This window comes from Francisella salimarina, assembly GCF_007923265.1.
GTDB classification, from domain to species: Bacteria; Pseudomonadota; Gammaproteobacteria; order Francisellales; family Francisellaceae; genus Francisella; species Francisella salimarina.
On sequence record NZ_VOJA01000005.1, the window covers coordinates 58,720 to 80,479 of the forward strand.

The window sequence follows — 21,760 nt, forward strand, 5'->3', positions numbered from 1 at the left end:
TATAATAGCAATATTAGATATTAATTAAAAGAATTATTGGGTTTAATGAGTCTTATTTACTTAGATTATGCAGCGACAACGCCTCTCAGTGCAAACGTTAAAAATTTAATGCTAAGCTCAATTAATAATGATGTTGACTTTTTTAACTCGGGGTCATCCACATATGAACAAGCTGAGTTTGTTAGTGATAAAATTGAAGAGGCTCGATCATCAATTGCAACAACTTTGTCCGTCTTGCCTAGAGAGATTGTTTTCACATCAGGGGCTACTGAGTCGAATAACCTTGCAATAAAAGGAGTTGCTTATGCATACCAAAATAAAGGTAATCATATAATTACTTCAAAGGTTGAGCACAAGGCTGTACTTGATGTATGTAAGTCTTTAGAAACTCAAGGCTTCAGGGTCACATATTTGGATGTTGATGAATTTGGACAGATTAATTTAGAGCAACTTAAAAATGCTATTAAACCAGAGACTATACTTGTAAGCTTAATGGCCGTGAATAATGAGCTAGGAACTCTAAATGATCTTTATGGAATTGGTCAGGTAACTAAGCAAAACGGTGTGATATTCCATGTTGATGCTGCTCAGGGGTATGGTAAGGTTGATATTAATATAAATGATATGAATATTGATTTACTATCAGTATCTGGTCATAAACTTTATGCCCCAAAAGGTGTGGGATTTTTATATGTAAGGTCTAAAAAACCAAGAGTTAAACTAGAAAAACAGATTCATGGTGGTGCGCAAGAGTTTAATCTAAGGGCTGGAACACTGGCGAACTATCAAATATTTGCTTTAGCTGAAGCTGCTAAAGAGATATTTGCTAATAGACAGAATAATCTTCAGTACATAAAGGATTTACGAGATATTTTTTTTGGCATTATTAAAGAAACTGATGATATAAAGATAAATACAAAACTTGATAATAGCTATTCAGGTATACTAAGTATTACTTTTATTGGAGTAAAAGGTGAAACTTTATTAGCAATGCTTGATGGTATTTGTATGTCTATGGGGTCTGCATGCAATTCTCAGGCTGTTGAGCCATCCCATGTTTTAGCTGCTATCGGCCTGAGTGCAGATCAAGCGGAATCTACAATAAGAATCTCATTCGGTTTGCAAACATCAAAAGAGCAGGTCATCTTTGCAGCTAATAAAGTGGTTGAAAAAGTACAACTTTTAAGAGCTATATCTCCAGAAGGAGAAGAGAATGTATAATGATATAGTAAAAAAATTTCTATTAGATGTTAACTTTGATGATGCTATTATTCTACCTGAGCAAATTAGGTATGAAGTAAAGGATAGTTTTTCGACAATACAGATGTATATTTGTGATAAAAAGATATCATTTAGGGTTTATGGAGATGCTTATATAGTTGCAATGACAAAATGGCTACAGCAAAAGCTAAAGAGTAAATATGATATTAAACAAATAACGATCCAACAGCTTGTAGATAAATTTAACTTGCCTGATTTTAAATACAGAAATGCTTCTCAACTAATCGAGCTTATCGAGAAAATCAATGCAACAACTATATGATTTTTATATATTACATCAACGTAAGTATAAAGAGAATTCTCTACTAGTGAGTATATTTACTCGAGAATTTGGCAAAATTTCTGGATTAATAAGAGTTAATAAAAAAACAATAAATTTATATCAACCCTTGGTCAAGTTAAGAGGACAAATTAGTCTTGCGAAAAAGTCAGATGGATTATCTAAAATTTACAACGTAGAGTTTGTTGAGTCATTTTATCAAAGTTCATATATTAATTTATTGTCACTGCAGTACATGAATGAGTTGATATATTTGTTATTAAACTATTCTCATGAAGAGGAGTTTTTATTTGAAAAATATGTTTTTATTCTAAAAAATATAAATGAAATTAATTATAAATATTTGCTGAGAATGTTTGAGCTTGAGTTACTAGATAGTCTTGGACAGGGAGTTTATGTTGATTGTGATGTCGATGGTGTGCTTATTGATGAAAGTCTTAATTATTCGATATATGCCACTGGATTTAAAAGAACTCTATCGGCTATACCAAATAGTATTGTGGGTAAAAGCCTCTTGAAAATCAGTCAATCAGTCAGTTCATGGACAGCTGAAGATTTAAAAGCCATTTCTAAAGTTACTCGTGCCCATATTGATTATGCTTTAGCTGGTAAGCAATTAAAAAGCCGCAAACTTTTGATAGATTATTTGAATTTGGGCAAAAAATAGTCTTTGTAATTATGTTTTGTTAGATAGCTTGTTCTTAAAAGCTTTGATGAAAGATACTGTAGGTGGTATTAAAGATACAACAATAATTAAAATGACAAATAAACCGAAATATTTTTTGACAAAAGCATTGTTGCTAAAGAAAAATGCTAGGTAAATAATAGAATAAACCCATATAAAAGCACCTATAATTCCCATTAATACAAATTTAGGATATTTCATGCGTGCCATACCAGCTGTAAAAGGCATGAATGTTCTTACAAGTGGCGTGAATCTTGCTAATATAATTGCTGCAGCACCGTACTTATTAAAGAACTCTTGTGCTTTAAGTAAGTGAGCTGTTTTGAGGATTTTTGCATCATCTTTAAATATCCGTTTACCAACCATTCTTCCAAGGAAGTAATTGCAGGAGTCACCAAAAACGGCAGCAGTTACAAGTATCGGAGCTAATATGTGTACATTTAGACTAGTCGCAGCACCTGTAAGTCCTAGTGCAAAGAGTAATGAGTCACCTGGTAAAAAAGGGGTTACAACAAGTCCTGTTTCGCAAAAGATGACTAAGAAAAGTAACAAGTAAGTCCAGTCACCAAGTATATTAATATATGTGCTAATAAATTGATCTAGATGCAGGATAATATGAAACAACGCTGAAATGGTATCCATAAATTATTCATTTTGAATGTTTTGTCGTTAGATTATAAAAAAATAATACTTAAAGGTTAAGCTCTTTTTGCTTTTATTTTATTTATAATGCCTTTGAGAATCATTTGAATCATAACGGCTGTTATGACTATAACAATAATCAAGCTTAGATATTGTTTAACAAAATGGTTATCACTAAAAAAGTATACTGTATAGGTAATTGAGAAAGACCATATAACTGCCGATATGATACCTAATGTGACAAATTTTGCATAGTTCATATTGCTGACTCCAGCAACAAAAGGAGTAATTGTTCTAACAAAAGCTATGAAGCGTGAAAAAATTATTGCTTTTGTACCATATTTGTCCAAAAACTCTTTGGTTTTGATCAAGTATGCCTTTTTGAGAATTCTAGCATGTGTGCTAAATAGCTTCTCTCCTATAAATTTACCCGTAATATAGTTGCACGAGTCTCCTATAATAGCTCCTAAGCAGATTGACAGAACTGCTAAATGAATGTTGATGCTTGTTGCAGCGGCAGTTAAGCCTATTGTGAATAAAAGCGAGTCACCAGGAAAAAAAATACCTAGGACTATGCCAGTTTCACAAAAAACTATAAAAAACAGTAGTATATAAAACCACACGCCTAGCATATCTATAAAATAATTTATGTATTCATTAAAGTGTATAATAAAATCAAACATTACTTTACTCCGGCTTGATTTTTATTGATAACGCATGGATATATGACATGAGCTTTTCTACAGATTTAAATACTTCCTTATGAGCTTTGATTTTTGAGGTGTCGCTCAACTTTTTAGAAGAGATATTAACGACATAATGGTATTTGCCTTCAACAAACCCTTTATGTTTGGTATGCTTCTGCGTCTCATCTATTACTTCAATTAATGCTTGAGAATCAATTTTGGATAGTATTTCACTTTTAATTTGAGTTGCTACAGCTGTACTATCCATGTCTCATAATATCCTTGTCGGTGTAATAATTAAATCAAGCTTAATATCATATATGTCTATGATAATATCATTATTTTGCTGTTCATCAAAGGCTATGCCTATAGTTAAAGGGGAATTAGAGTTCTTTTTGAAGCTTAGAGTATAGTCGTAAAAGCCTCCTCCCATTCCCATTCTGAATTTGTCACGATTAAAACCAACAATTGGCACTATAACAATATCAAGCTCCCAAGCTGAGATAATATCCTTTGCTGAATATTTAGGTTCTTTTATTTTATATTTATTTAAATAATATTTTTTTGAATCCTTAGCAAACCACATTCCATGCTTTATGAAAGGATGAACTATAGGTAAATAAATATTTTTAAAGCTGTCATTGATCAGTGATGTGTTGACTTCATTTTTGAGTGAAACAAAACTAGCTATTTTTGGATCTGAAAAGTTGTTTTGAATATAGTCTATAACTCTAAGGTTTATTTTAGAGGATAACTTATCCTTGTTACCTAAACTATTTCTAATGTTTAAGAGCTTTTGGCGTATATTATCTTTATTCATGACTAAGACTATAAATAATTAGTTGTCCGGAGTACCGTTTTAGCCCAATATTCTTGATCCCATTTGGTATCAAGTGGGTGTCATAATCTCAACGTTGGGCTTCTTTGTAAGTGCTAGGCACCAAAGCTTGCTCTCTAGTTGGGATACCAAGACTCCCTATTCTAAGTAGTATCGGCTCAAGATTGTAGCTAAATCACCAATAACCCAGACAACTAAACTTTTGAATACGTGATTATTATAAACGACTAAATGCGGCGTTTGAATGATTTATGGTAAAAAGTTTATAGATATATTGCTTGACTTTGTTTGATTTAAGCTATCTGTTTTTTTGTTTAAGAAATGAATATTTTTTTAGACTAATACTATTAAAAAAGACCTATAACTAATTATCTATATGAAGTAAAATATCAGTTAGTAATATATAAAATAAATTCTAATCTATGAAAAATGAGAAACCTAATTTTGAAGATGTTGTAGAAGCTCTAAAAGTAATGCAAGCCTTGACTTCTGCCTCAGAAGCACATGGCTTACTGTGTGCATTATTTAGTTTTGGTGCTGAAGTTAAATTTACTGCTTGGTCGGATTCTTTGATGACAAAGTCTATACAAGAAGGAGACTTAGTAGCTACATCGGCACTACAGACCATGAAAAAACTATATGATTATACAAAGTCGCAATTTGATGAGAAAGGTTTAACCTTTGACCTTTTCCTACCAGAAGATGAAGAAGAGCTAACTTATAAAGCAGAAGCTCTTACATATTGGATAAAGGGTTTTTTATCAGGTGTTGGATTATTTGGACTAGATTTCGAAAATTCAAAAGATAAAGAAGTAAAAGAAGCAATTAATGATTTAATGCAAATATCATATATGGATTATGAAGCTCTTGAGGATAATGATGAGTGTGAACAAGATTTTATAGAGTTGTTAGAGTATACAAAGGTTGCAGTGTTATTGATTGATAGCGAGAAAGTTTAGGTTATTCTATGAATATTAAATACGATATAGCAATTGTTGGTGGCGGAGTTGTTGGTTTACTTACATCCTTAGCCTTTGCAAAGACAGGTTGTACAATTATTCATGTTGAAAAAGATGAACTAGAAGTCAAAAATGATAACCGTAGTATAGCTGTGTCTTATTCATCGATTGCATTCTTGAATACTCTTGGTTTGTGGGATAAAGTTGCTAGTAAAACTCAATCCATAAAAAAGGTTCATGTTTCTGATAAAGGACGATATGGTAGAGCTGAGATTTTTGCTAAGGATGAGAATCTGCCATTTCTTGGCGCTATTGCTCCAATGCGTGAACTATTAGCAGTTGCACTGCAGAATGTTGCTGAAAATGAAAACATCGAAAAAGCTTTTAAGACTAATGTGGTTAGTTTGCAAAAGAACGCTGATGATTATTCGCTAGTTGTTGAGCAAGAACAACAAGATAAAATAATACAGGCTTCATTAATAATCGCTTGTGATGGTGCAAGCTCAAGTATACGTAAAATGCTAAATGTAGGAGCTCAAACTACTGATTATAAACAAGATGCAGTCGTTTTTGATATCCAAACAGATCTTGATAATGATAATACAGCGTTTGAGAGGTTTATGACTGATGGTGTACTTGCAATACTTCCTAAGTCAAAAACTACAATGGGCTGTGTTTGGACTGTTGATCGAGAAGACTCAAAAGCAAAGTTAAGCTTAGGTAAAAAAGAGTTTGAGGAACTGGTTCAAGATAGATTTGGTTATAGATTAGGTCAGATTGAAGTTGCTACTAAGCCTGCTGTTTTTCCTTTATATCTTGTTCAATCAAATGAAGTATATAAAGATAATGTACTATTTTTTGGTAATGCTTTGCATTTTTTACATCCTGTATCTGGTCAAGGCATGAATTTAAGTATTCGAGATATCGGCTTTTTATATGATTTACTTGTTGAAAGTGATTTTTCACAAAGCTCTATAGCAGCAGTTTTAGAAGAGTTTGCCAAAGTTAGAAAGCCCGATCATGATAGAACAATTAATATTACACATGGATTTGTGAAATGGTTTGTATCAAATGATCTTAAGTTTGTGGCAAGTAGAAATGTTGGATTACACTTGTTACAAAGAAGCAAATTGGCCAAAAAAGTTCTATCTCGAGTGATGATGGGTAAGCTGACAAGAGGTTCAACACTAATGAGAAAGGTGGTTGAAGATGAACATTAAAAATCTCCAAAAAGATGTGGTGATTGTTGGTGGTGGTATGGTTGGGCTTAGTTTAGCTTTATCTTTGCATCAAAATGGTCTACAAGTCGCTGTAATAGAAGCAAGAGAAATGAATTATAAGCATCTCAATTCAGATAGAGTAGAAACAAGAGTAAGTGCGGTTAATCATACCTCTAAGAGATTGCTACAAGATTTGGGTGTTTGGAATGCCATTAAAATCAATCGTATATCACCGTATTATCAAATGCATGTTTGGGATGATATTCCTAGTGAAAGCATTACTATTTCAGCAGAAGAGATATCTGAGCATAGTTTGGGTAATATTGTAGAAAATGATGTTATAACACAAGCGCTCATTACTGAAATTAGTAATACGGGTATTGAAATTTTTACGAATCAGAAAATAGAAAAAATTCAAAAAAATGGTAACACGGAATTAGTTGTTTTAGCTGATGAAATTATCGAAACTAGCTTGATCGTCGGCGCAGATGGAGCTAACTCTTTTGTTAGAGATTATTTTAATTTTGAAACTAAAGTTAAACCATATAAACATACTGCGATAGTGGCAACTCTTGAGCTTGAAAAACAACATAATCAAACTGCATATCAAAGGTTTTATGATAAGGGAGTTTTAGCATTTTTACCGTTAGAAAATCCTAATAAAGCTTCGATAGTTTGGTCTGTAAAAACTGATTATGCTGATTTCTTAATGAGTTTAGCTGATGAGAAGTTTGAATTAGAGTTAGCAAAAGCAATTAATAATACTCTTGGGAGTGTAAAACTTTTATCAAAAAGATTTAGCTTTGAACTAATTCAACGTCACGCTAAGAGCTATATTAAAAGTAATGTTGTACTAGTTGGTGATGCAGCACATACTATTCATCCTTTAGCTGGTCAGGGTGTAAATATTGGTTTTAAAGATGTTATAGCTTTGAGTAAAGTTGTAAGTGAAGCTTTTGCTAAAGGTAGATTAATTGGCCATATCTCAACGTTAGATAAATACCAACGCGAAAGAAAGCTTGATAATACTAAGATGATAGCTCTTATGAAAGCTTTTAAAGAGGTGTTTGGTAGTGAGAGTGACTATATTAAAAAAGCTCGTAGAGCTGGATTTGAGTTTGTTGATAAGTATAGTATCGTCAAAAGTTTGGTAGTAAAACAGGCGTTGTAGACTTATTGATTAATTTCTTGTCTAGCTTTTTCTAAATCTTTTAGAAATTCTTGGTTTCCATTCAAAATTGCAAAGTTTGCCAAAGCTACAGTTCTAGCAGCTTGGACATCACTTTTCCAATGTACTCCGCAAATAACTCGACTTTGGGATTTTCTATTAGCTAACTCAAAAAGTTGCTTAGCTGTTTGAGGTTTTAGCTCTGCTAGAATCATAGCGTAATTCCAAGCTCTAGATGAGTGTCCAGAAGGGTATGAGTAGCTATTAGGATCCTCATCAGGATCGCAAGGTTTTCTATCAAAAAACACGAAGGGTCTTATTCTCTTGTATTTTTCTTTAGCTGATTGCTTTATATTCGATACATCAGTCGTTGATCTATTTAATAAAGTGTATATTGCGGGAGTTTTGTCTTTAGTAATTTCTTGGCCAAAAGCTTTGCTAAAATCAGCGATATGAACATCTTGGTCATTAGATGCGTCATGAGTTGCTATTTTATAATCAGTAGTATTTTTATTTTGGCTAAATACTGCTTCTGATATCGCTTTATCACTAGAAAATGCTAATGAATCTGTACTTGGAGGAGCTCCGATAATACTATCTATATTTATGATTTGATTTTTGGGTATATATCCACTAGGCCAGTTACTAGCAAAAGAGGCTGATAATGTTACAAATATAATAATTGTAATGGATAGAAATTTTTTCATAGTTAGCTTTTTGGGTATTAAATTAGTTTTGGAAAATTATATTAACATATTCAGATGTTTAGAAAATATTAGTTAAGAGTAAATCTTTATAAATTTATCCCTTAGTTATCATTTCTAACAGTAACTTTATATTGTTGTAAATATAAAAACAGATGATTTTGGCTATAAATTAGATTTTTAAATAGGCGAATTTACAAATATTAAAACTTCTTAATATCAATTCCTAACTTCTTTTGTAGTTTTTCAACATAAGAAAATTCAGTTTCTTTAATAATTAGAATGCTATTGCCTGACTTACCCATACGACCTGTTCTACCTGCTCGATGTTGGTAATCTTCTGCTTTGGATGGGATATCATAATTTATTACAAAATCAACATCATTAATATCAAGTCCTCTAGCTGCAACATCAGATGCAACTAAAACTTTGATTTGTCCATTCTTGAATTTTTTGAGGGTATTAGCTCTATCAATTTTATTTTGTTCACCATGAATAGAGCCAACCCCACATTCTAGTTTATCTATTTTTTTTGTGACGAAATCAACATCATTGTTTCTATGTAGAAATACTATAGATTTGGAAGGAGATATTTTGTTTAGTAACTTTCGTAATGTATCGGTTTTACGATTACCATCAGCTGTGATATAGCTATGTTCTATAGTTTCTTTTTCTTTGGAGTTATCAATAAGCTCTAAATTTTCGATAAAACTAATCGCAATATCAAAGGCGTGGTTTTTGATAGTAGCAGAGCCTAATATATATTGTAGATTTGTGGTTTTAGAGATGATTTGTTTTAAAAGCTTTAAGCTGTCATCTTCAAGCATACGATCCGCTTCATCAATGATACAGTATTGTAGATGAGCAGCCTTTAGTTTTTTTTGATCGATAAGTTCTAGAATCCTCCCAACAGAGCCAACTACAATATTTGGTTTTTTCTTTAATTTTTCTTTTTGTCTGTCTATCGATGCTTTGCCAATTAGTGCTAGTGATTTAATGCCTATACTTGAGAATGTCTCATTTATGAAATTACTAATTTGAATGGCTAACTCATGAGTAGGTGTAAAAAAAACAACTTGTGTAAGAGGTTTTTTATCTATTAATAATTTATTCATAATTGGCAAAATATAAGCAAGCGTTTTACCGCTACCAGTTGGTGATTTTAGCCAGATATTTTCTCCATTTGAGATTTTTTCAAAGCTTAAAATCTGTGAGTTTGTAGGTATTTTGATATTTTTATTTTCTAATATTTCTATGATGTTTTGGCTTAAGTTTAAGTCTGAAAATAACATAAATATGTATATTTAAATTGTTATATATGGATAATAGCATATTAGGATGATAATGGCCTAAATTGTTATATCTATTATCTAAGATATGATAATATTCTGCTCAAAAGATTTTTTTAAAAATAAATTTATTAAATGAGAACGGACGATTTTGATTATAAGTTACCAGAAGAGTTAATTGCTAGCTATCCTTTAGAAAACAGAGATGCTAGTAGGTTGCTAAAGTTGAATAAGCAAACTGGCGAGATCTTAGATCATAAATTTACTGATTTTATTGATTTTATTAATCCTGAAGATCTGCTTATCTTTAATAATAGTAAAGTAATGCTAGCTAGACTATATGGTGAAAAAACTACAGGCGCAAAGCTTGAATATCTTATAGAAAGAGTTAAAACACCCAAAATTTTTGAAACACATATTAAAGCAAATCGCTCACCAACTATTGGTAGTGAAATATATGTCCAAGACACTTTAGCAAAAGTATTAGAAAAAGATGGCGGAATGTATCTACTTGAACTGCAGGGTAATAAAGATATCTATCAATTGATGGAAGAGTTTGGGCATATTCCTTTACCTCCGTATATGAAGCGAGATGATGAAGAGTTTGATGCTGAACGATATCAGACAGTTTATGCAAAAGATTTAGGCTCTGTTGCTGCTCCAACAGCTGGTTTGCACTTTTCAGAAGAGCTAATCCGACAAATAAAAGCTAAAGGTACTGATATAGCCTATATCACTTTACATGTTGGGTCAGGAACTTTTAAACCTGTTCAAGTTGATGATGTCAATAACCATAAGATGCATTCAGAAGTTATATCTGTATCTGAAGATGTTTGTGAGAAAATTCGCCAAACTAAAGCTAATGGTGGTAGAGTAATAGCTATTGGTACAACTTCTGTACGCTCACTTGAAACAGCAGGTCAAAGTGGAGAAATTCAGCCTTATCAGGGTGAGACTGATATTTTCTTATATCCAGGTAAAAAGTTTAATGTGGTTGATGCAATGATTACTAATTTTCACTTGCCTAAGTCTACTCTAATTATGCTAGTCAGTGCATTTGCGGATAAAGAAAAGATTATGAAAGCATATGAGCATGCTATAGCTGAAAAATATAGATTTTTTAGTTATGGTGATGCGATGCTTATTTTTTAAAAAATAAGGAGTGTTTCAAATGAAGTACTTAAAGACAATAGTGTGTGTAATATCAATTGTTTTATTAGGTTCATGCTCAAACGAGCAAGATACTTCAAGTGCTAGCAGTAATGCATCAATTAAAAGTAACTTTAAAGATATGGGTGACTCAATAGGACATGCAGCAAGAGATGTGACAAGAAGCATAGGTCACGATTCAAGAAATATAGTTGATGGTGAATAGTCACTTTTAACACCTTTAAGATAATTATAATCTTTTCTTTGCAATAGCTATATCCTTTTAGCTTTTAGTAATTTATTATTATCAATATTAATGAAAATTAAGTTAGTTAGAGAATGAAGAAAGCATTTTTTTTTGATATTGATGGCACTCTAGTATACGAACATAAAGGAGAGCTTTTTGTCTCAGATAAAAATATCCAAGCAATCAAAAAATTAAGAAAGCAAGGTTATAAGACTTTTATAGCTACGGGTAGATCGCCGAGTTTCATTCCTTCAGCAGTCCTTGATTTGCCTATGGATGGTTATGTTACAGCTAATGGTTCTGTAGTTAGTGTTGGTGATAAACTTGTTTATGAGAAGCTATTCCCACAAAGTGCGATTGATAATGTTTTAGAGTTTTGTGAAAAACATAATCATGATTGGCTTTTTGAAGGTGAATTTGCGTATGTGAACAACCTTGAATCAGAAGATCTTAGTTACTTTTATGATAATGTGATAGTAAGTAAAGATAAGATTATCACAACACATAACTTATATAACGTAACAATTTACAATGCTTTAGTTTTGGGTAGAAATGTTGATACTGTAGCCTTAGAACATACGCTTGGAGACGAGTGTGTGATAGCTCCGCATAATGAAAATGGTTATGTTGACTGCTATTTAGCAGGACATACCAAAGCAGATGGTATAAATAAGGTTGTAGAATATCTAGATCTTGAAGGATATGAGACATACGCATTTGGTGATGGTAATAATGATCTAGAAATGTTTGATCGAGTTGATGTGGCTGTTGCTATGGATAATGCTTCCCCTCAATTAAAAGAAAAAGCAAGTCTAATAACTAAAGCAAACTATAATGATGGTGTATATTATGGTTTATTAAAGCTAGGCTTGATTTAGACTTTATTCTTCTGTAGTTTGTTTAGTGGTGGGGGCTAAAATTAACAAACAAAGGAAGATAAATGAATAAGAAAATTATATTTACTCTAAGTTTTTTACCTCTACTAGCATTAGCAGCAGATCAAAATCAAACATCTTTAAAGGGCTCTGATTTAATATCAACAGATACGGGAACCATCTATACTTATATATCGCCAAACACTCCTGATCAAAAATTTGAAACAGTTGTTGAAAATTGTAATGAAAACAAAATAGAGTGTACTTATCAGTTAAGAAACTACGATAAAGAAGGTAAGGTTAATGGATATGGTGAGTATACCTATGTCATTAAGAATGGTGCAGTTTTTCAAACGAATACCATGAAAATTAAAGATAATGATGGCGCTATTCGGACAGTGAAGCTTGGAGGTTCTGAACTTCAAGATACTCCTTTATTTCCTCAAAAAATAGAGTTAAACAAAGCTGAAACTAGCATAGAAACTTATGATAACTATACTATTAAAGAAACATCAAAATATACTAAATTGATTCCTGAAATTAGTATTAATGATAATCTCTACAAAAATTGTGTGCAACTCGAATTAAATAATGTTGTTGATTTTAAAGATCATCCTGACAAAGATACAATATACAAGTCTAAGATTATTTACTGTGAAGGTATTGGAGAGGTATATCGTAAATACAGCATGTTTAATTACAAGGGAGAATATGTTTTGGGTCAAAAAGATGTTGTTCAATCTTTACATTCAATAATTAAAAATGGCAAAAAGGAAAGTTAACAATGAAAAGAGAGTTAGCTGTATTAGCTTTTTGTTTTTTGGCTTTATCAACAGCCTATGCAAATGAAGAAGCATTGAAAGGCAGTGATTATATTACAACAGATGTTGGATCTACTTATACTTATGTTTACAATCATTTAGATAAGCCTGCTAAACTTACCGCAGCATTTGATCTGACTGTTAAAAGCTGTAATGAATCTAAGACAAAATGTGTTTATGATACGGTAACTAAAATGGGTAGTGATAAACCTTATTTAGCTAATGAGTCAGTATATGAGATTAAAGATGGGGTAGTTTATTTCTCATCTATTAAAAGTGGTAAACCTGATGGCACAATAGAAAATATTGATAGTAAACCACAAGAACTTTTTCCTAAAGAAATTATTCTTAATAAGACTGAAATTATAAATTATTCTGATGAGATGTCTGATAGTCAAGGGACTTCGGTATTTACTAAAGTAATTCCAGAGATAGTAATAAATAGTAATACATATAAAGATTGTATACGTATGGATAATAACGTTAATAACTGTTACAAGAATAAAGAAGATAATAGTAAGAATTGTCATCATGCAATAGATTATGAGATTTATTGCAAAGGTGTTGGTTTGGTTACAGAAAATATTGACGGAGATACTTTGTTGCTTGAAAAAATTACTAAAAAGTAACTCTGTCAGTCTTATTTTTATCTAAATAGTCTCTTGATATAGATCTTGTTTAATAGGTTGGGTATTGAATATGTTTGTTATAGTTTTAAGCTTTGTATTAATTGGTGTTTTGGTGGGTGTGTTAGCAGGTATGTTTGGCTTTGGAGGAGGCTTAATTATTGTTCCAGCAATTGTAACATTTATCTCTATTCATGAATCATTATTTGTATCTAATTCTATGCATATTGCTGTTGCAACATCGTTATTTGTTATGTTTTTCACCTCTATAAAAACAACATATGCTCACTATAAAGCTAACAATATAATCTGGAGTATTGCCTTAAAGCTAAAGATGGGGTTAATAATTGGTACAGTTTTAGGAGCTACTATGGCAAGTTATCTTTCTAGCAGTCTATTAGAATCTTTGTTTATAATATTTTTGATATATACAGTTATTAAGTTAGTCTTAAAAATGCTGAATAGTGCGAAATCAACAGCTGATGAATATTATACTAATGTAGATAAACCTTTGCCAATATTGCTATATATTTATGGAATTTTCACAGGTTTTGTTTCAGTTGTATTGGGTATTGGAGGGAGTATAATTATTGTTCCTTTTTTAAGAGGTCGCAACTATAGACTCACAACAGCAGCTGCAATTGCATCATCAATAGTACCTTTTTTAGCACTTTTTGGAGCTATCTCATATATTGTAGCTGGTTATGGGTTATCGAATCTACCTGATTATTGCTTAGGATTTGTATATCTACCGGTAGCGATTAGTTTGATAGTTGGATCATTCATGGGGGTATCAATGGGAGTTAATTTATCAGGTAGAGTCTCTCAAAAAATACAGAATAGGGCTTATTTAGTGATTATGATTATTATACTTATAGTTATGATTCTCTAGGCTTTGTAAATGCTAAAATATAGAAAAGAGGAGCATTTATAAGCGCAATTATATATTTAATAACTAATGTTGAAACTATAACTTCAAAAACATATTCCATTGGGATAATCCCAGTAAATGCAAATCCATAAGTTATAAGCGTAGTATCAAGAATCTGTGATATCAAAGTTGAACCAGTGTTTCTTAGCCATAACCATTTTATATCAGAACTAAAGTTTTTTATCTTAGAGTATATAAGTACATCAAATAGTTGAGATACAAGATAAACTAGATTTCCGATAATTACAGCTTTTAAAGCGCCACCATTTATTGAGAAAAATAAATTTAAAGAGTTATTTATATCATTATAGAAATCATCATTTAAGCTTGTGAATAGCGTTGAGATAAACATCAAAAGCACGAATGTTAGACCAAAAAAGATCGATTTTAGGACAGCTTTGCGTGCTTCTTGCCGACCATATTTCTCGTTAAGCAAGTCATTTGCTGTAAATATGCCACCAAACATTACATTACCGAGTGTTGCAACAATATGAAAACCAGCAATATCGTAAGCAACGCCTTTGTTAACTTGGATATTTGCGGCAATAACACTAATAACTATAAATACATGTAATCCTTTTTTGCCAAAAAGCTTATAAGCTAGAAACAAGACAAAGAAGTCTACAAAAGTGAATAGTATTAAAAGGTTGAAATTTGTCATTTATATTCCTTTAGTTTTGTTAACCCTGGATAGTTACGAACAGGGGATCAAAAATCTGCTATAATATAGCAAAATAGTTTATCAATAACAAATAAACTTTATAAAGGAGTTAAAATGCGTTTTGCTCATGTGATGTTGAGAGTTAAAGATTTAGATAGATCTATAGATTTTTATACAAAAATATTAGGTATGACTGTTCAAAAAAGGATGGATAACTCAGAGTATAAATATACTTTAGCATTTCTTGGTTATGGGGATGTTTCGGATCATACTGTATTGGAGCTGACATATAACTGGGGCGATCATGATTATGATCATGGTAATGCTTTTGGTCATTTGTGTATGCAGGTGGATGATGTCTATAAGGCATGTGAAGATGTCAAGGAAAAGGGCGGGGTTGTAACTCGTGAAGCAGGTCCTGTAAAAGGTGGTACGCAAGTTATAGCATTTATAAAAGATCCAGATGGTTATCAAATAGAGCTTATCGATTAATGAATAAAGACAAGTTAAATATACTAGTAATTAGGGGATACTATAGTAAAGGCGATAGTGTTGAGCATATTGATATTGATGGTATCAAAATTAAAGTAACAACTGTGGCTTTAGGTCGACCAGTATTTGTAAAGCGTAAGCTTAAAAGAATTATCAATAAGTATAAAGTTAGTGCTGATAATTACGATCTTATCTACGCGATATCAATGTCTGCTGGGATTTCATCTTTAATTGATGAAGCCTTATATCAAAGACTACACTTAATTACACCATTTTTTATTCATCATAAAACAATGAGAGTTCTTGGTAAGATCAAGATTAGAAAGATGTTAGGAGCATACTTATTACTATTGTTTAATGGCAAACTTGGGAAATTCCATGAAGCAATAAAGGTTACTTTAGCTGAGAACGATAACGTTGTTGATAATAAATTTTTTGAGAGTACTTGGGGAAGTGTCAATCTAATCAAAGGAATAGATCATACCCTGACTAAAGAGGTAGTTGAAGATATTATTAGAAAAGATATTGAGAATTTGAGAAAAGAAGTTTTTGGTGGAGAAGAAGTCTGTTAGCTATTGTGTCTTATAGGCAATAATTCTTAATCGGACATAATCTGCATACCAATTATTGTTTTTATACAGATATGGTTTAGCAATTCTTTCAGCATATTCTAAGAATTCATCAGTATTAGTTACTTTATCTAATAAATTCTTTCTAAAAGTCATAGCCCAGTTTCTAAAGCCATCAGAGCCTTCTAATAGAGTAGGTCTTTCAAATAAGATGGCATATTTGACTAAAAAGCCATTACTTTCAAGTAGAGAAGTATACTCCGAAATACTTGGGTAAAAATTTTCAAGAGCATAGTCTTGGATAGCATATTTTTGAGATGCTTTATCTAAACTTGCTAATAGATTTTTTATATTTCCTTTACCGCCCATCTCCAAAACAAATCTGCCATTTTTCTTCAAAATTTTATTTACATTTTTTATGACAGCTGTTGGATTTAGCATCCAATGTAATGCGGCATTTGAAAAAACAGCATTAAAACTCTCTGAGTTAAATGGTAAATTTTGTTGAGCATCTGCTTCTATGAACTCTATATTTGGATAATTTTTCTTAGCTTGATTTAACATCTGATTTGAAACATCAATACCAACTATGCTAGCTCCTTGTAATCTTATTTTATTAGTAAGCTCACCCGTACCGCATCCAATATCTAAAATTTTCTCATCTTTTTGAGGGCCTAGAAGCTCAACAATTTCGTTGCCATATTCTGTGACAAACTTACCTATTGAGTTATATGATTTTGGTTCCCATAAATTATTATTGCTCATAGTTTATTTTAACCTCTTGATATAGTTGAGTGATGAAATAACCAATATATAAGCAAGCCCCATATACCAAAGACTAATCCAACAAGTATCCAAATATTTTTTGGTAAAAGTATTGTGGTTATTCTTCTGTCTAAGACTCTGGGGATATCTTTAGCTATCCCTAAACCACAAAAAATATGAATCAAAACTGTAAAGGCAGTAATAATGGGTAGTGAATTGTTGATTAATGTTGTTGAAATAGTACTTACATCCATATTTAAAACCTTTAAAATACAATTTTTGAGTGTGCTTTTGAACTATAGGTATGCATATAATGTTCAGCTACTACTTCTAATACTTCATCAATACTATCTACAAGGGTTAGAAGGTTAACTTCTTCTTTACTAACTACGCCTTTTTGAACCAAGGTGGTTTTTATCCACTCCATTAATCCGCCCCAGAAATCTTTACCATAGAGTATAATTGGCATTTTGACTTTTTTACCTGTTTGTATCAGGGTTGTAATATCAAAAAGCTCATCTAGAGTACCAAAGCCACCAGGCATAACTATATATGACATAGAGTGTTTGATAAACATCGCCTTACGCGTAAAAAAATATCTATAAATCAAAAAGACATCTTGATAGCTGTTAGGTTTTTGCTCATGCGGTAACGTTATGTTAAGACCAACACTGGAGCAGGAGCCTTGCTGTGCACCTTTGTTTCCTGCTTCCATAATTCCAGGACCACCACCTGTGATAACAGCAAAGCCATGATTTGACAAAGATTTAGCTAGTTCAACAGTATCTTTGTAGTACCTATCATCTTCGGAAATTCTTGCTGAACCAAATATACTGATAGCCGGAGATATCTTATCTAATCTTTCATATCCTTCGACAAGTTCAGATGATATTTTCATAATATCCCAACTTGCTTTAGCTTTGTCAAACCCCATTTCGCTAGATGGTGCCGAGACTATTTTTTTTTCTTTCCAATGCATTGATAATTACCTTTAAATTAAACTAGTGTTTTATAATACTATTAAATTATTATATAATTATATCCATTAGCTTGAGATAATACTACATCGTCGGTGCCGGCTGTGTATGTCCGAGCCGAGTTTAAATTTAATCTACTAAAGGAGATATTAAATGGGTTTTTTAGCAGGAAAGAAGATACTTGTTACTGGTCTGTTAAGTAATAAATCAATCGCTTATGGTATTGCCAAAGCTCTTCATAGAGAAGGTGCAGAACTTGCGTTTACTTATGTTGGTCAATTCAAAGAAAGAGTTGAAAAATTAAGTGATGAGTTTAATCCAGCTGCAGTTTTGCCTTGTGATGTAACCTCTGATCAAGAGATGAAAGATTTATTTGTGGAACTTGGTAAAGTTTGGGATGGTCTAGATGGTATTATTCATTCGATTGCATTTGCTCCACGTGATCAGTTAGGTGGAGATTTCGTCGATACTGTAACTCGTGAAGGTTTCTCTATAGCTCATGATATTAGTGCATATTCTTTTGCAGCTTTAGCTAGAGAAGGCCGTGAAATGATGAAAGGTAGAAAAGGCTCTATCGTAGGTCTTACATACATTGGAGCTGAAAAAGCTATGCCTAGTTATAATACTATGGGTATTGCTAAAGCATCTTTAGAAGCTACTATGAGATATACAGCTCTTGCTTTAGGTCCAGATGGAATAAATGTAAACTGCGTTTCAGCAGGTCCGATCAAAACTTTGGCAGCTTCAGGTATTTCTAACTTCAAAAAGATGTTAGATTATAATGCTACAGTATCGCCACTTAAGAAAAACGTAGATATTATGGAAGTTGGTAATACAGTTGCATTCTTATGTTCTGATATGGCTTCTGGTATTACAGGCGAAAACATCCACGTTGATGCTGGTTATCATAGCGTTTTGATGGGTAATGTTCTTTAGTTTTAAAATATCTTAATTTAGTTTTATCTAACTCAATCTTATATATTTTTTATAATAAAAATTGATATATTTTATAAAAAATATTAGTTTTAATTATTTGTTTTAATCGTTGATAATAACCTTACAAAATTAAATTTATAAGGTTGTTTATGAAAAAAAGAGCTTTAAACTTTGTGTTTGCTTCAATATGTGCTTTTGGAGTATCACAAGGTGTTGCACAAACAAACCCACAGTGTTTAGATAAATCTTTCACTCTACAGCTTCTTGGTTCTGGCGGACCGATTACAGATGATGCTAGAGCGTCAGCAGGTGAACTAATATGGATTGATGGAAAATCTAAGATTTTGATTGATGCTGGTGGAGGTACATATCTTAGATTTGGTCAATCAGGGGCTAGATTAGAAGATTTAGATTCGATCAATATGACTCATTTTCATGCCGATCATTCAGCAGATATTCCAGCGATATTAAAAGGAGCATATTTCTCCAAAAGAACAGAGAATCTCCCATTTTCAGGACCTACAGGCTCGGGCTTGTTCCCTAGTGCAACTGATTTTCTTCAACGAGTTTTTGGTGAAGAGCATGGTTCTTTTGCATATTTACATGGAATACTTACAGCTACTGATGGTTTCCCGTTTAAGCTTGACCCTGTGAAAAATATTGACTATACAAAATTAGAACCAACGAAGGTCTTTTCAAATGATGAGTTTACTGTTTGGGCGTTAGGTATTCCTAAAGGTGATGTTCCAACTTTGGCATATAAGATTGTATCTAAGAAAGGTACTATTGTTGTAACAGGTGCCGGTGGTAGTAATGATCATGATAAGTTTAGAGATGCGTTTGTTAAATTTGCAAAAAATGCAGATATTCTAATGATGCCAATGCCGATTGATGAAAGTGCTGATGCAGCAGGTAGTTTCTTACATGCTAAACCATCAGTCATTGGACAAGTTGCTGCAGCAGTTAATCCAAAAGCATTAGTTTTAAGTCATTTCTTAGGTAAAGGTTTGGTACTTAAAGACGAGTCAACAAAAATAGTTAAAAAGTATTATAAAGGACCTGTTTATGAAGGTCGAGATTTAGCATGTTTCCCAGTTAATGGAGTTAAATAGGAGAATTTAATATGAAAAAAATACCTTTAACAATTGCTTTAACAGCTTCTATGTCGTTTGGTATTGCTTTAGCAGAAGAAGCAAAAGCACCAGTTACACAGGTTCAGGATTCATCTGAGAGTAGTCCAATAGCTCAAGGCGAAGGCAAATGTGCAAGTGGTAAATGTGGCTCACTTAAAAAATTTGGGGTGGTTGATGTTGATGCTGATGAGCAAGATGGAAAACTTGTCAGAGCAAGAGATGGTAACTGTGGTACAAATGTTTGTAAAAGTTATGGTAAGCAAGATAAAAAAGAAGTAGCTCAACTAGGTAAATGCTCTAATGGAGTTTGTGGACAATGATTGGTAAGAGTCAAGGTATAGGCTTAAGATCTGAGCATCAATCAATATTATCAACACAAAAAGTTGAAGGGATTGATTTTCTTGAGCTTTCTCCAGAAAACTGGATGGGTTTAGGAGGTTTTAAGAGAGATTATCTTGACAAGGTTGCCAATATCTATCCTATCATAGCCCATGGCTTGAGTTTATCAATAGGAGGTTTTCAACCACTTAATAAGAAATTTCTGAATGAAATTAGAGCATTCTTAGATGATTATAGTATTGAAATATATAGTGATCATTTATGTTTTTCTGATGATGAAAAAGGGTACTTATATGATCTTTTACCAGTTCCTAGAGAGAAAGAAAATATTTCTTATATTTGCAATCGTATAGAGCAGGTTCAAGAGATTATAAAAAGACCGCTTACATTAGAAAATATCTCATATTACTACCAATATGATAATGATATGAATGAGCTAGATTTTATCAATGAGATTCTACAGAAAAGTGGTGCGAAAATGCTTCTTGATATAAATAATGTTTATGTTAACGGACATAATCACAACTATGATGCTTATGAATTTATAAAAGGTATAAATAAAGGTAGCGTCAATTATTACCATATAGCAGGACACTATAAAAAAGATGATTTCATTTTAGATACTCATGGTAAAGATGTAATACAGGAAGTAAAAGAGTTAGCTAAGTTTGCTGTGGAGCAACATGGTTGGCATCCAATGTTACTTGAACGCGATCATTTTATACCAAAGCTTGATGATTTGGTGAGTGAGTTAAATAGCATAACAAATGTTATAGAGGGCAAAATATGAATATATCAGAATCTATAAAGACTAAAATGCAAAACTTTACTCATGCTATTCGTTACGGTAATGCTAGTGATGAAAAGATACAAATGTATCGTGAGTTTATTGTTGGTAATGTATCTAGTGTTTTAGAAAATACTTTTCCTTACTTTAATAAACATGCCTCTCAAGAGATTAAAGATAAGATTTTAAAAGTTTTTTTTGAGGATAATATATCATCTGAGCCAGCATTTCATCAAATAGCTACAGAGATACTAAAATCTTCAAAGTCCGTGAAAATGAATGAAAAATTATCTAAATTAATAGAGTTTGAGTGGCTACTTTTCTCTATAGAAATAGATGAATCTAAAGTTGTTGAAAATATAGGAATCGCTAAAAGTATAAGTTTTAAAGATATCCGAGATATAAAAGAAAATCCAACACTAACTTTTATACTACTTCCTTTTGATATAAATGATTTGGATGAAGAAATAAGTACAGAGCAAAATATTATGTATGCGCTTTATCGCAATATAAACCATAGAACTTCATACCAAAGAATATCTACACTTGAGTACGCTGTGTTAAGTTCAGCATTAGAAAAAGGAGTGGATATTTTTGAATCAGATGATTTTAAGCAAATAAAAAATGAACAACAAGAGTACTTAATTAATCGTTTAGTCTCTTGGCATAACCAAAATATGATTACTTTATCAGTATAAGG

At 32.0% G+C, this 21,760-nt stretch carries 29 protein-coding genes and 1 other RNA gene; 19 read left to right on the forward strand and 11 right to left on the reverse strand.

The genetic code is table 11. From position 1 onward, the window contains the following. Positions 1 to 45: 45 nt before the first annotated feature. The 3 genes from FQ699_RS08420 to recO are packed head-to-tail and all read left to right on the forward strand — an operon-like array spanning position 46 to position 2,228. Positions 46 to 1,221 (forward strand): cysteine desulfurase family protein, encoded by a 1,176-nt coding sequence (locus FQ699_RS08420; protein ID WP_146421944.1) that lies wholly within the window; start codon positions 46 to 48, stop codon positions 1,219 to 1,221. Further along, the gene (locus FQ699_RS08425) at positions 1,214 to 1,543 is read left to right on the forward strand and encodes a hypothetical protein (protein ID WP_013922841.1); all 330 of its coding nucleotides are present in this window, start codon (positions 1,214 to 1,216) and stop codon (positions 1,541 to 1,543) included. The genes FQ699_RS08420 and FQ699_RS08425 overlap by 8 nt, the downstream gene beginning before the upstream one ends. Next, the gene (gene recO, locus FQ699_RS08430) at positions 1,527 to 2,228 is read left to right on the forward strand and encodes a DNA repair protein RecO (protein ID WP_146421945.1); all 702 of its coding nucleotides are present in this window, start codon (positions 1,527 to 1,529) and stop codon (positions 2,226 to 2,228) included. The genes FQ699_RS08425 and recO overlap by 17 nt, the downstream gene beginning before the upstream one ends. Positions 2,229 to 2,237: 9 nt before the next feature. On the opposite strand, the gene FQ699_RS08435 is transcribed toward recO, so the two are convergent. The 5 genes from FQ699_RS08435 to ssrS form a co-directional block, all read right to left on the reverse strand. Then, positions 2,238 to 2,888, reverse strand: a complete 651-nt coding sequence (locus FQ699_RS08435) for a VTT domain-containing protein (protein WP_041263707.1) — start codon at positions 2,886 to 2,888, stop codon at positions 2,238 to 2,240. Between the two features lie 56 nt (positions 2,889 to 2,944). After that, a complete protein-coding gene (locus tag FQ699_RS08440; RefSeq protein ID WP_146421946.1) occupies positions 2,945 to 3,571 on the reverse strand; it encodes a VTT domain-containing protein in 627 nt (208 codons plus the stop codon). Positions 3,572 to 3,575: 4 nt separating this feature from the next. Continuing rightward, a complete protein-coding gene (locus FQ699_RS08445) occupies positions 3,576 to 3,842 on the reverse strand; it encodes a BolA/IbaG family iron-sulfur metabolism protein (RefSeq protein WP_146421947.1) in 267 nt (88 codons plus the stop codon). Positions 3,843 to 3,845: 3 nt separating this feature from the next. Next, entirely contained in the window at positions 3,846 to 4,394 is a 549-nt protein-coding gene (locus tag FQ699_RS08450; protein ID WP_013922846.1) for a 5-formyltetrahydrofolate cyclo-ligase, read from the reverse strand. Positions 4,395 to 4,413: 19 nt separating this feature from the next. Then, positions 4,414 to 4,608: non-coding RNA, 6S RNA (gene ssrS, locus FQ699_RS08455), on the reverse strand. Positions 4,609 to 4,834: 226 nt separating this feature from the next. Between ssrS and FQ699_RS08460 the strand changes: the two genes are divergently transcribed. The 3 genes from FQ699_RS08460 to FQ699_RS08470 are packed head-to-tail and all read left to right on the forward strand — an operon-like array spanning position 4,835 to position 7,762. After that, positions 4,835 to 5,371, forward strand: coding sequence for a UPF0149 family protein (locus FQ699_RS08460; RefSeq protein WP_013922847.1), 537 nt, complete (start codon positions 4,835 to 4,837; stop codon positions 5,369 to 5,371). A gap of 8 nt (positions 5,372 to 5,379) precedes the next feature. Then, the gene (locus FQ699_RS08465) at positions 5,380 to 6,591 is read left to right on the forward strand and encodes an FAD-dependent monooxygenase (RefSeq protein ID WP_146421948.1); all 1,212 of its coding nucleotides are present in this window, start codon (positions 5,380 to 5,382) and stop codon (positions 6,589 to 6,591) included. Continuing rightward, complete coding sequence (locus tag FQ699_RS08470) at positions 6,581 to 7,762, forward strand: FAD-dependent oxidoreductase (protein WP_146421949.1); 1,182 nt, start codon at positions 6,581 to 6,583, stop codon at positions 7,760 to 7,762. Before FQ699_RS08465 ends, FQ699_RS08470 begins: the two co-directional genes overlap by 11 nt. Before the next feature lie 2 nt (positions 7,763 to 7,764). Here FQ699_RS08470 and FQ699_RS08475 read toward each other — a convergent pair whose 3' ends face one another. Continuing rightward, positions 7,765 to 8,466 (reverse strand): acid phosphatase, encoded by a 702-nt coding sequence (locus FQ699_RS08475; RefSeq protein ID WP_146421950.1) that lies wholly within the window; start codon positions 8,464 to 8,466, stop codon positions 7,765 to 7,767. Positions 8,467 to 8,666: 200 nt separating this feature from the next. Further along, positions 8,667 to 9,755, reverse strand: a complete 1,089-nt coding sequence (locus FQ699_RS08480) for a DEAD/DEAH box helicase (protein WP_146421951.1) — start codon at positions 9,753 to 9,755, stop codon at positions 8,667 to 8,669. Positions 9,756 to 9,887: 132 nt separating this feature from the next. Here FQ699_RS08480 and queA point away from each other — a divergent pair, with 132 nt between their 5' ends. The 6 genes from queA (at position 9,888) to FQ699_RS08510 (ending at position 14,362) form a co-directional block, all read left to right on the forward strand. Further along, the gene (queA, locus tag FQ699_RS08485) at positions 9,888 to 10,904 is read left to right on the forward strand and encodes a tRNA preQ1(34) S-adenosylmethionine ribosyltransferase-isomerase QueA (RefSeq protein WP_146421952.1); all 1,017 of its coding nucleotides are present in this window, start codon (positions 9,888 to 9,890) and stop codon (positions 10,902 to 10,904) included. Positions 10,905 to 10,923: 19 nt separating this feature from the next. Continuing rightward, the gene (locus FQ699_RS08490; RefSeq protein ID WP_013922853.1) at positions 10,924 to 11,127 is read left to right on the forward strand and encodes a hypothetical protein; all 204 of its coding nucleotides are present in this window, start codon (positions 10,924 to 10,926) and stop codon (positions 11,125 to 11,127) included. Positions 11,128 to 11,240: 113 nt separating this feature from the next. After that, positions 11,241 to 12,026, forward strand: a complete 786-nt coding sequence (locus tag FQ699_RS08495) for a Cof-type HAD-IIB family hydrolase (RefSeq protein ID WP_013922854.1) — start codon at positions 11,241 to 11,243, stop codon at positions 12,024 to 12,026. 62 nt (positions 12,027 to 12,088) lie between these two features. Then, the gene (locus FQ699_RS08500) at positions 12,089 to 12,805 is read left to right on the forward strand and encodes a hypothetical protein (RefSeq protein ID WP_146421953.1); all 717 of its coding nucleotides are present in this window, start codon (positions 12,089 to 12,091) and stop codon (positions 12,803 to 12,805) included. 2 nt (positions 12,806 to 12,807) lie between these two features. Further along, positions 12,808 to 13,473: a hypothetical protein gene (locus FQ699_RS08505; protein WP_146421954.1), complete on the forward strand. Its 666-nt coding sequence runs from the start codon at positions 12,808 to 12,810 to the stop codon at positions 13,471 to 13,473. A 70-nt stretch (positions 13,474 to 13,543) separates the two neighbouring features. Continuing rightward, positions 13,544 to 14,362: a sulfite exporter TauE/SafE family protein gene (locus FQ699_RS08510; RefSeq protein ID WP_146421955.1), complete on the forward strand. Its 819-nt coding sequence runs from the start codon at positions 13,544 to 13,546 to the stop codon at positions 14,360 to 14,362. Here the strand turns inward: FQ699_RS08510 and FQ699_RS08515 are convergent. Beyond that, a complete protein-coding gene (locus FQ699_RS08515) occupies positions 14,349 to 15,062 on the reverse strand; it encodes a queuosine precursor transporter (protein ID WP_146421956.1) in 714 nt (237 codons plus the stop codon). The genes FQ699_RS08510 and FQ699_RS08515 overlap by 14 nt on opposite strands. A 114-nt stretch (positions 15,063 to 15,176) precedes the next feature. Between FQ699_RS08515 and gloA the strand changes: the two genes are divergently transcribed. Further along, positions 15,177 to 15,554 (forward strand): lactoylglutathione lyase, encoded by a 378-nt coding sequence (gloA, locus tag FQ699_RS08520; RefSeq protein WP_146421957.1) that lies wholly within the window; start codon positions 15,177 to 15,179, stop codon positions 15,552 to 15,554. After that, entirely contained in the window at positions 15,554 to 16,126 is a 573-nt protein-coding gene (locus tag FQ699_RS08525; RefSeq protein ID WP_013922861.1) for a hypothetical protein, read from the forward strand. The genes gloA and FQ699_RS08525 overlap by 1 nt, the downstream gene beginning before the upstream one ends. Here the strand turns inward: FQ699_RS08525 and FQ699_RS08530 are convergent, their stop codons facing one another. Genes FQ699_RS08530 through FQ699_RS08540 form a run of 3 tightly spaced genes read right to left on the reverse strand, consistent with a single transcriptional unit; the run spans position 16,127 to position 17,867 of the window. Continuing rightward, on the reverse strand, positions 16,127 to 16,888 hold the full coding sequence (locus FQ699_RS08530; protein ID WP_146421958.1) for a class I SAM-dependent methyltransferase: 762 nt from the start codon (positions 16,886 to 16,888) through the stop codon (positions 16,127 to 16,129). A gap of 8 nt (positions 16,889 to 16,896) precedes the next feature. After that, positions 16,897 to 17,142, reverse strand: a complete 246-nt coding sequence (locus FQ699_RS08535) for a hypothetical protein (RefSeq protein WP_013922863.1) — start codon at positions 17,140 to 17,142, stop codon at positions 16,897 to 16,899. A gap of 11 nt (positions 17,143 to 17,153) precedes the next feature. After that, positions 17,154 to 17,867 carry an LOG family protein gene (locus tag FQ699_RS08540; protein WP_013922864.1) on the reverse strand — a complete coding sequence of 238 codons (714 nt, stop codon included), beginning with the start codon at positions 17,865 to 17,867 and terminating at the stop codon, positions 17,154 to 17,156. Between the two features lie 151 nt (positions 17,868 to 18,018). Here FQ699_RS08540 and FQ699_RS08545 point away from each other — a divergent pair, with 151 nt between their 5' ends. The 5 genes from FQ699_RS08545 to FQ699_RS08565 all read left to right on the forward strand — a co-directional run bounded on the left by FQ699_RS08545 (position 18,019) and on the right by FQ699_RS08565 (position 21,758). Next, a complete protein-coding gene (locus FQ699_RS08545) occupies positions 18,019 to 18,801 on the forward strand; it encodes an enoyl-ACP reductase FabI (RefSeq protein WP_013922865.1) in 783 nt (260 codons plus the stop codon). 149 nt (positions 18,802 to 18,950) lie between these two features. Continuing rightward, entirely contained in the window at positions 18,951 to 19,913 is a 963-nt protein-coding gene (locus FQ699_RS08550) for an MBL fold metallo-hydrolase (RefSeq protein ID WP_146421959.1), read from the forward strand. 11 nt (positions 19,914 to 19,924) lie between these two features. Beyond that, positions 19,925 to 20,254, forward strand: a complete 330-nt coding sequence (locus FQ699_RS08555) for a hypothetical protein (RefSeq protein ID WP_146421960.1) — start codon at positions 19,925 to 19,927, stop codon at positions 20,252 to 20,254. After that, positions 20,251 to 21,063 carry an MbnB/TglH/ChrH family RiPP precursor modification enzyme gene (locus tag FQ699_RS08560; RefSeq protein WP_179951696.1) on the forward strand — a complete coding sequence of 271 codons (813 nt, stop codon included), beginning with the start codon at positions 20,251 to 20,253 and terminating at the stop codon, positions 21,061 to 21,063. The genes FQ699_RS08555 and FQ699_RS08560 overlap by 4 nt, the downstream gene beginning before the upstream one ends. Next, positions 21,060 to 21,758: an HvfC/BufC family peptide modification chaperone gene (locus tag FQ699_RS08565; protein ID WP_146421962.1), complete on the forward strand. Its 699-nt coding sequence runs from the start codon at positions 21,060 to 21,062 to the stop codon at positions 21,756 to 21,758. Before FQ699_RS08560 ends, FQ699_RS08565 begins: the two co-directional genes overlap by 4 nt. The last annotated feature ends 2 nt before the right edge of the window (positions 21,759 to 21,760 follow it).

Coding starts and splice junctions, on each gene's coding strand:
- FQ699_RS08420 (WP_146421944.1), top strand. CDS start 46: ATGAGTCTTATTTACTTAGATTATGCAGCGACAACGCCTCTCAGTGCA.
- FQ699_RS08425 (WP_013922841.1), top strand. CDS start 1,214: ATGTATAATGATATAGTAAAAAAATTTCTATTAGATGTTAACTTTGAT.
- recO (WP_146421945.1), top strand. CDS start 1,527: ATGCAACAACTATATGATTTTTATATATTACATCAACGTAAGTATAAA.
- FQ699_RS08435 (WP_041263707.1), bottom strand. CDS start 2,888: ATGGATACCATTTCAGCGTTGTTTCATATTATCCTGCATCTAGATCAA.
- FQ699_RS08440 (WP_146421946.1), bottom strand. CDS start 3,571: ATGTTTGATTTTATTATACACTTTAATGAATACATAAATTATTTTATA.
- FQ699_RS08445 (WP_146421947.1), bottom strand. CDS start 3,842: ATGGATAGTACAGCTGTAGCAACTCAAATTAAAAGTGAAATACTATCC.
- FQ699_RS08450 (WP_013922846.1), bottom strand. CDS start 4,394: ATGAATAAAGATAATATACGCCAAAAGCTCTTAAACATTAGAAATAGT.
- FQ699_RS08460 (WP_013922847.1), top strand. CDS start 4,835: ATGAAAAATGAGAAACCTAATTTTGAAGATGTTGTAGAAGCTCTAAAA.
- FQ699_RS08465 (WP_146421948.1), top strand. CDS start 5,380: ATGAATATTAAATACGATATAGCAATTGTTGGTGGCGGAGTTGTTGGT.
- FQ699_RS08470 (WP_146421949.1), top strand. CDS start 6,581: ATGAACATTAAAAATCTCCAAAAAGATGTGGTGATTGTTGGTGGTGGT.
- FQ699_RS08475 (WP_146421950.1), bottom strand. CDS start 8,466: ATGAAAAAATTTCTATCCATTACAATTATTATATTTGTAACATTATCA.
- FQ699_RS08480 (WP_146421951.1), bottom strand. CDS start 9,755: ATGTTATTTTCAGACTTAAACTTAAGCCAAAACATCATAGAAATATTA.
- queA (WP_146421952.1), top strand. CDS start 9,888: ATGAGAACGGACGATTTTGATTATAAGTTACCAGAAGAGTTAATTGCT.
- FQ699_RS08490 (WP_013922853.1), top strand. CDS start 10,924: ATGAAGTACTTAAAGACAATAGTGTGTGTAATATCAATTGTTTTATTA.
- FQ699_RS08495 (WP_013922854.1), top strand. CDS start 11,241: ATGAAGAAAGCATTTTTTTTTGATATTGATGGCACTCTAGTATACGAA.
- FQ699_RS08500 (WP_146421953.1), top strand. CDS start 12,089: ATGAATAAGAAAATTATATTTACTCTAAGTTTTTTACCTCTACTAGCA.
- FQ699_RS08505 (WP_146421954.1), top strand. CDS start 12,808: ATGAAAAGAGAGTTAGCTGTATTAGCTTTTTGTTTTTTGGCTTTATCA.
- FQ699_RS08510 (WP_146421955.1), top strand. CDS start 13,544: ATGTTTGTTATAGTTTTAAGCTTTGTATTAATTGGTGTTTTGGTGGGT.
- FQ699_RS08515 (WP_146421956.1), bottom strand. CDS start 15,062: ATGACAAATTTCAACCTTTTAATACTATTCACTTTTGTAGACTTCTTT.
- gloA (WP_146421957.1), top strand. CDS start 15,177: ATGCGTTTTGCTCATGTGATGTTGAGAGTTAAAGATTTAGATAGATCT.
- FQ699_RS08525 (WP_013922861.1), top strand. CDS start 15,554: ATGAATAAAGACAAGTTAAATATACTAGTAATTAGGGGATACTATAGT.
- FQ699_RS08530 (WP_146421958.1), bottom strand. CDS start 16,888: ATGAGCAATAATAATTTATGGGAACCAAAATCATATAACTCAATAGGT.
- FQ699_RS08535 (WP_013922863.1), bottom strand. CDS start 17,142: ATGGATGTAAGTACTATTTCAACAACATTAATCAACAATTCACTACCC.
- FQ699_RS08540 (WP_013922864.1), bottom strand. CDS start 17,867: ATGCATTGGAAAGAAAAAAAAATAGTCTCGGCACCATCTAGCGAAATG.
- FQ699_RS08545 (WP_013922865.1), top strand. CDS start 18,019: ATGGGTTTTTTAGCAGGAAAGAAGATACTTGTTACTGGTCTGTTAAGT.
- FQ699_RS08550 (WP_146421959.1), top strand. CDS start 18,951: ATGAAAAAAAGAGCTTTAAACTTTGTGTTTGCTTCAATATGTGCTTTT.
- FQ699_RS08555 (WP_146421960.1), top strand. CDS start 19,925: ATGAAAAAAATACCTTTAACAATTGCTTTAACAGCTTCTATGTCGTTT.
- FQ699_RS08560 (WP_179951696.1), top strand. CDS start 20,251: ATGATTGGTAAGAGTCAAGGTATAGGCTTAAGATCTGAGCATCAATCA.
- FQ699_RS08565 (WP_146421962.1), top strand. CDS start 21,060: ATGAATATATCAGAATCTATAAAGACTAAAATGCAAAACTTTACTCAT.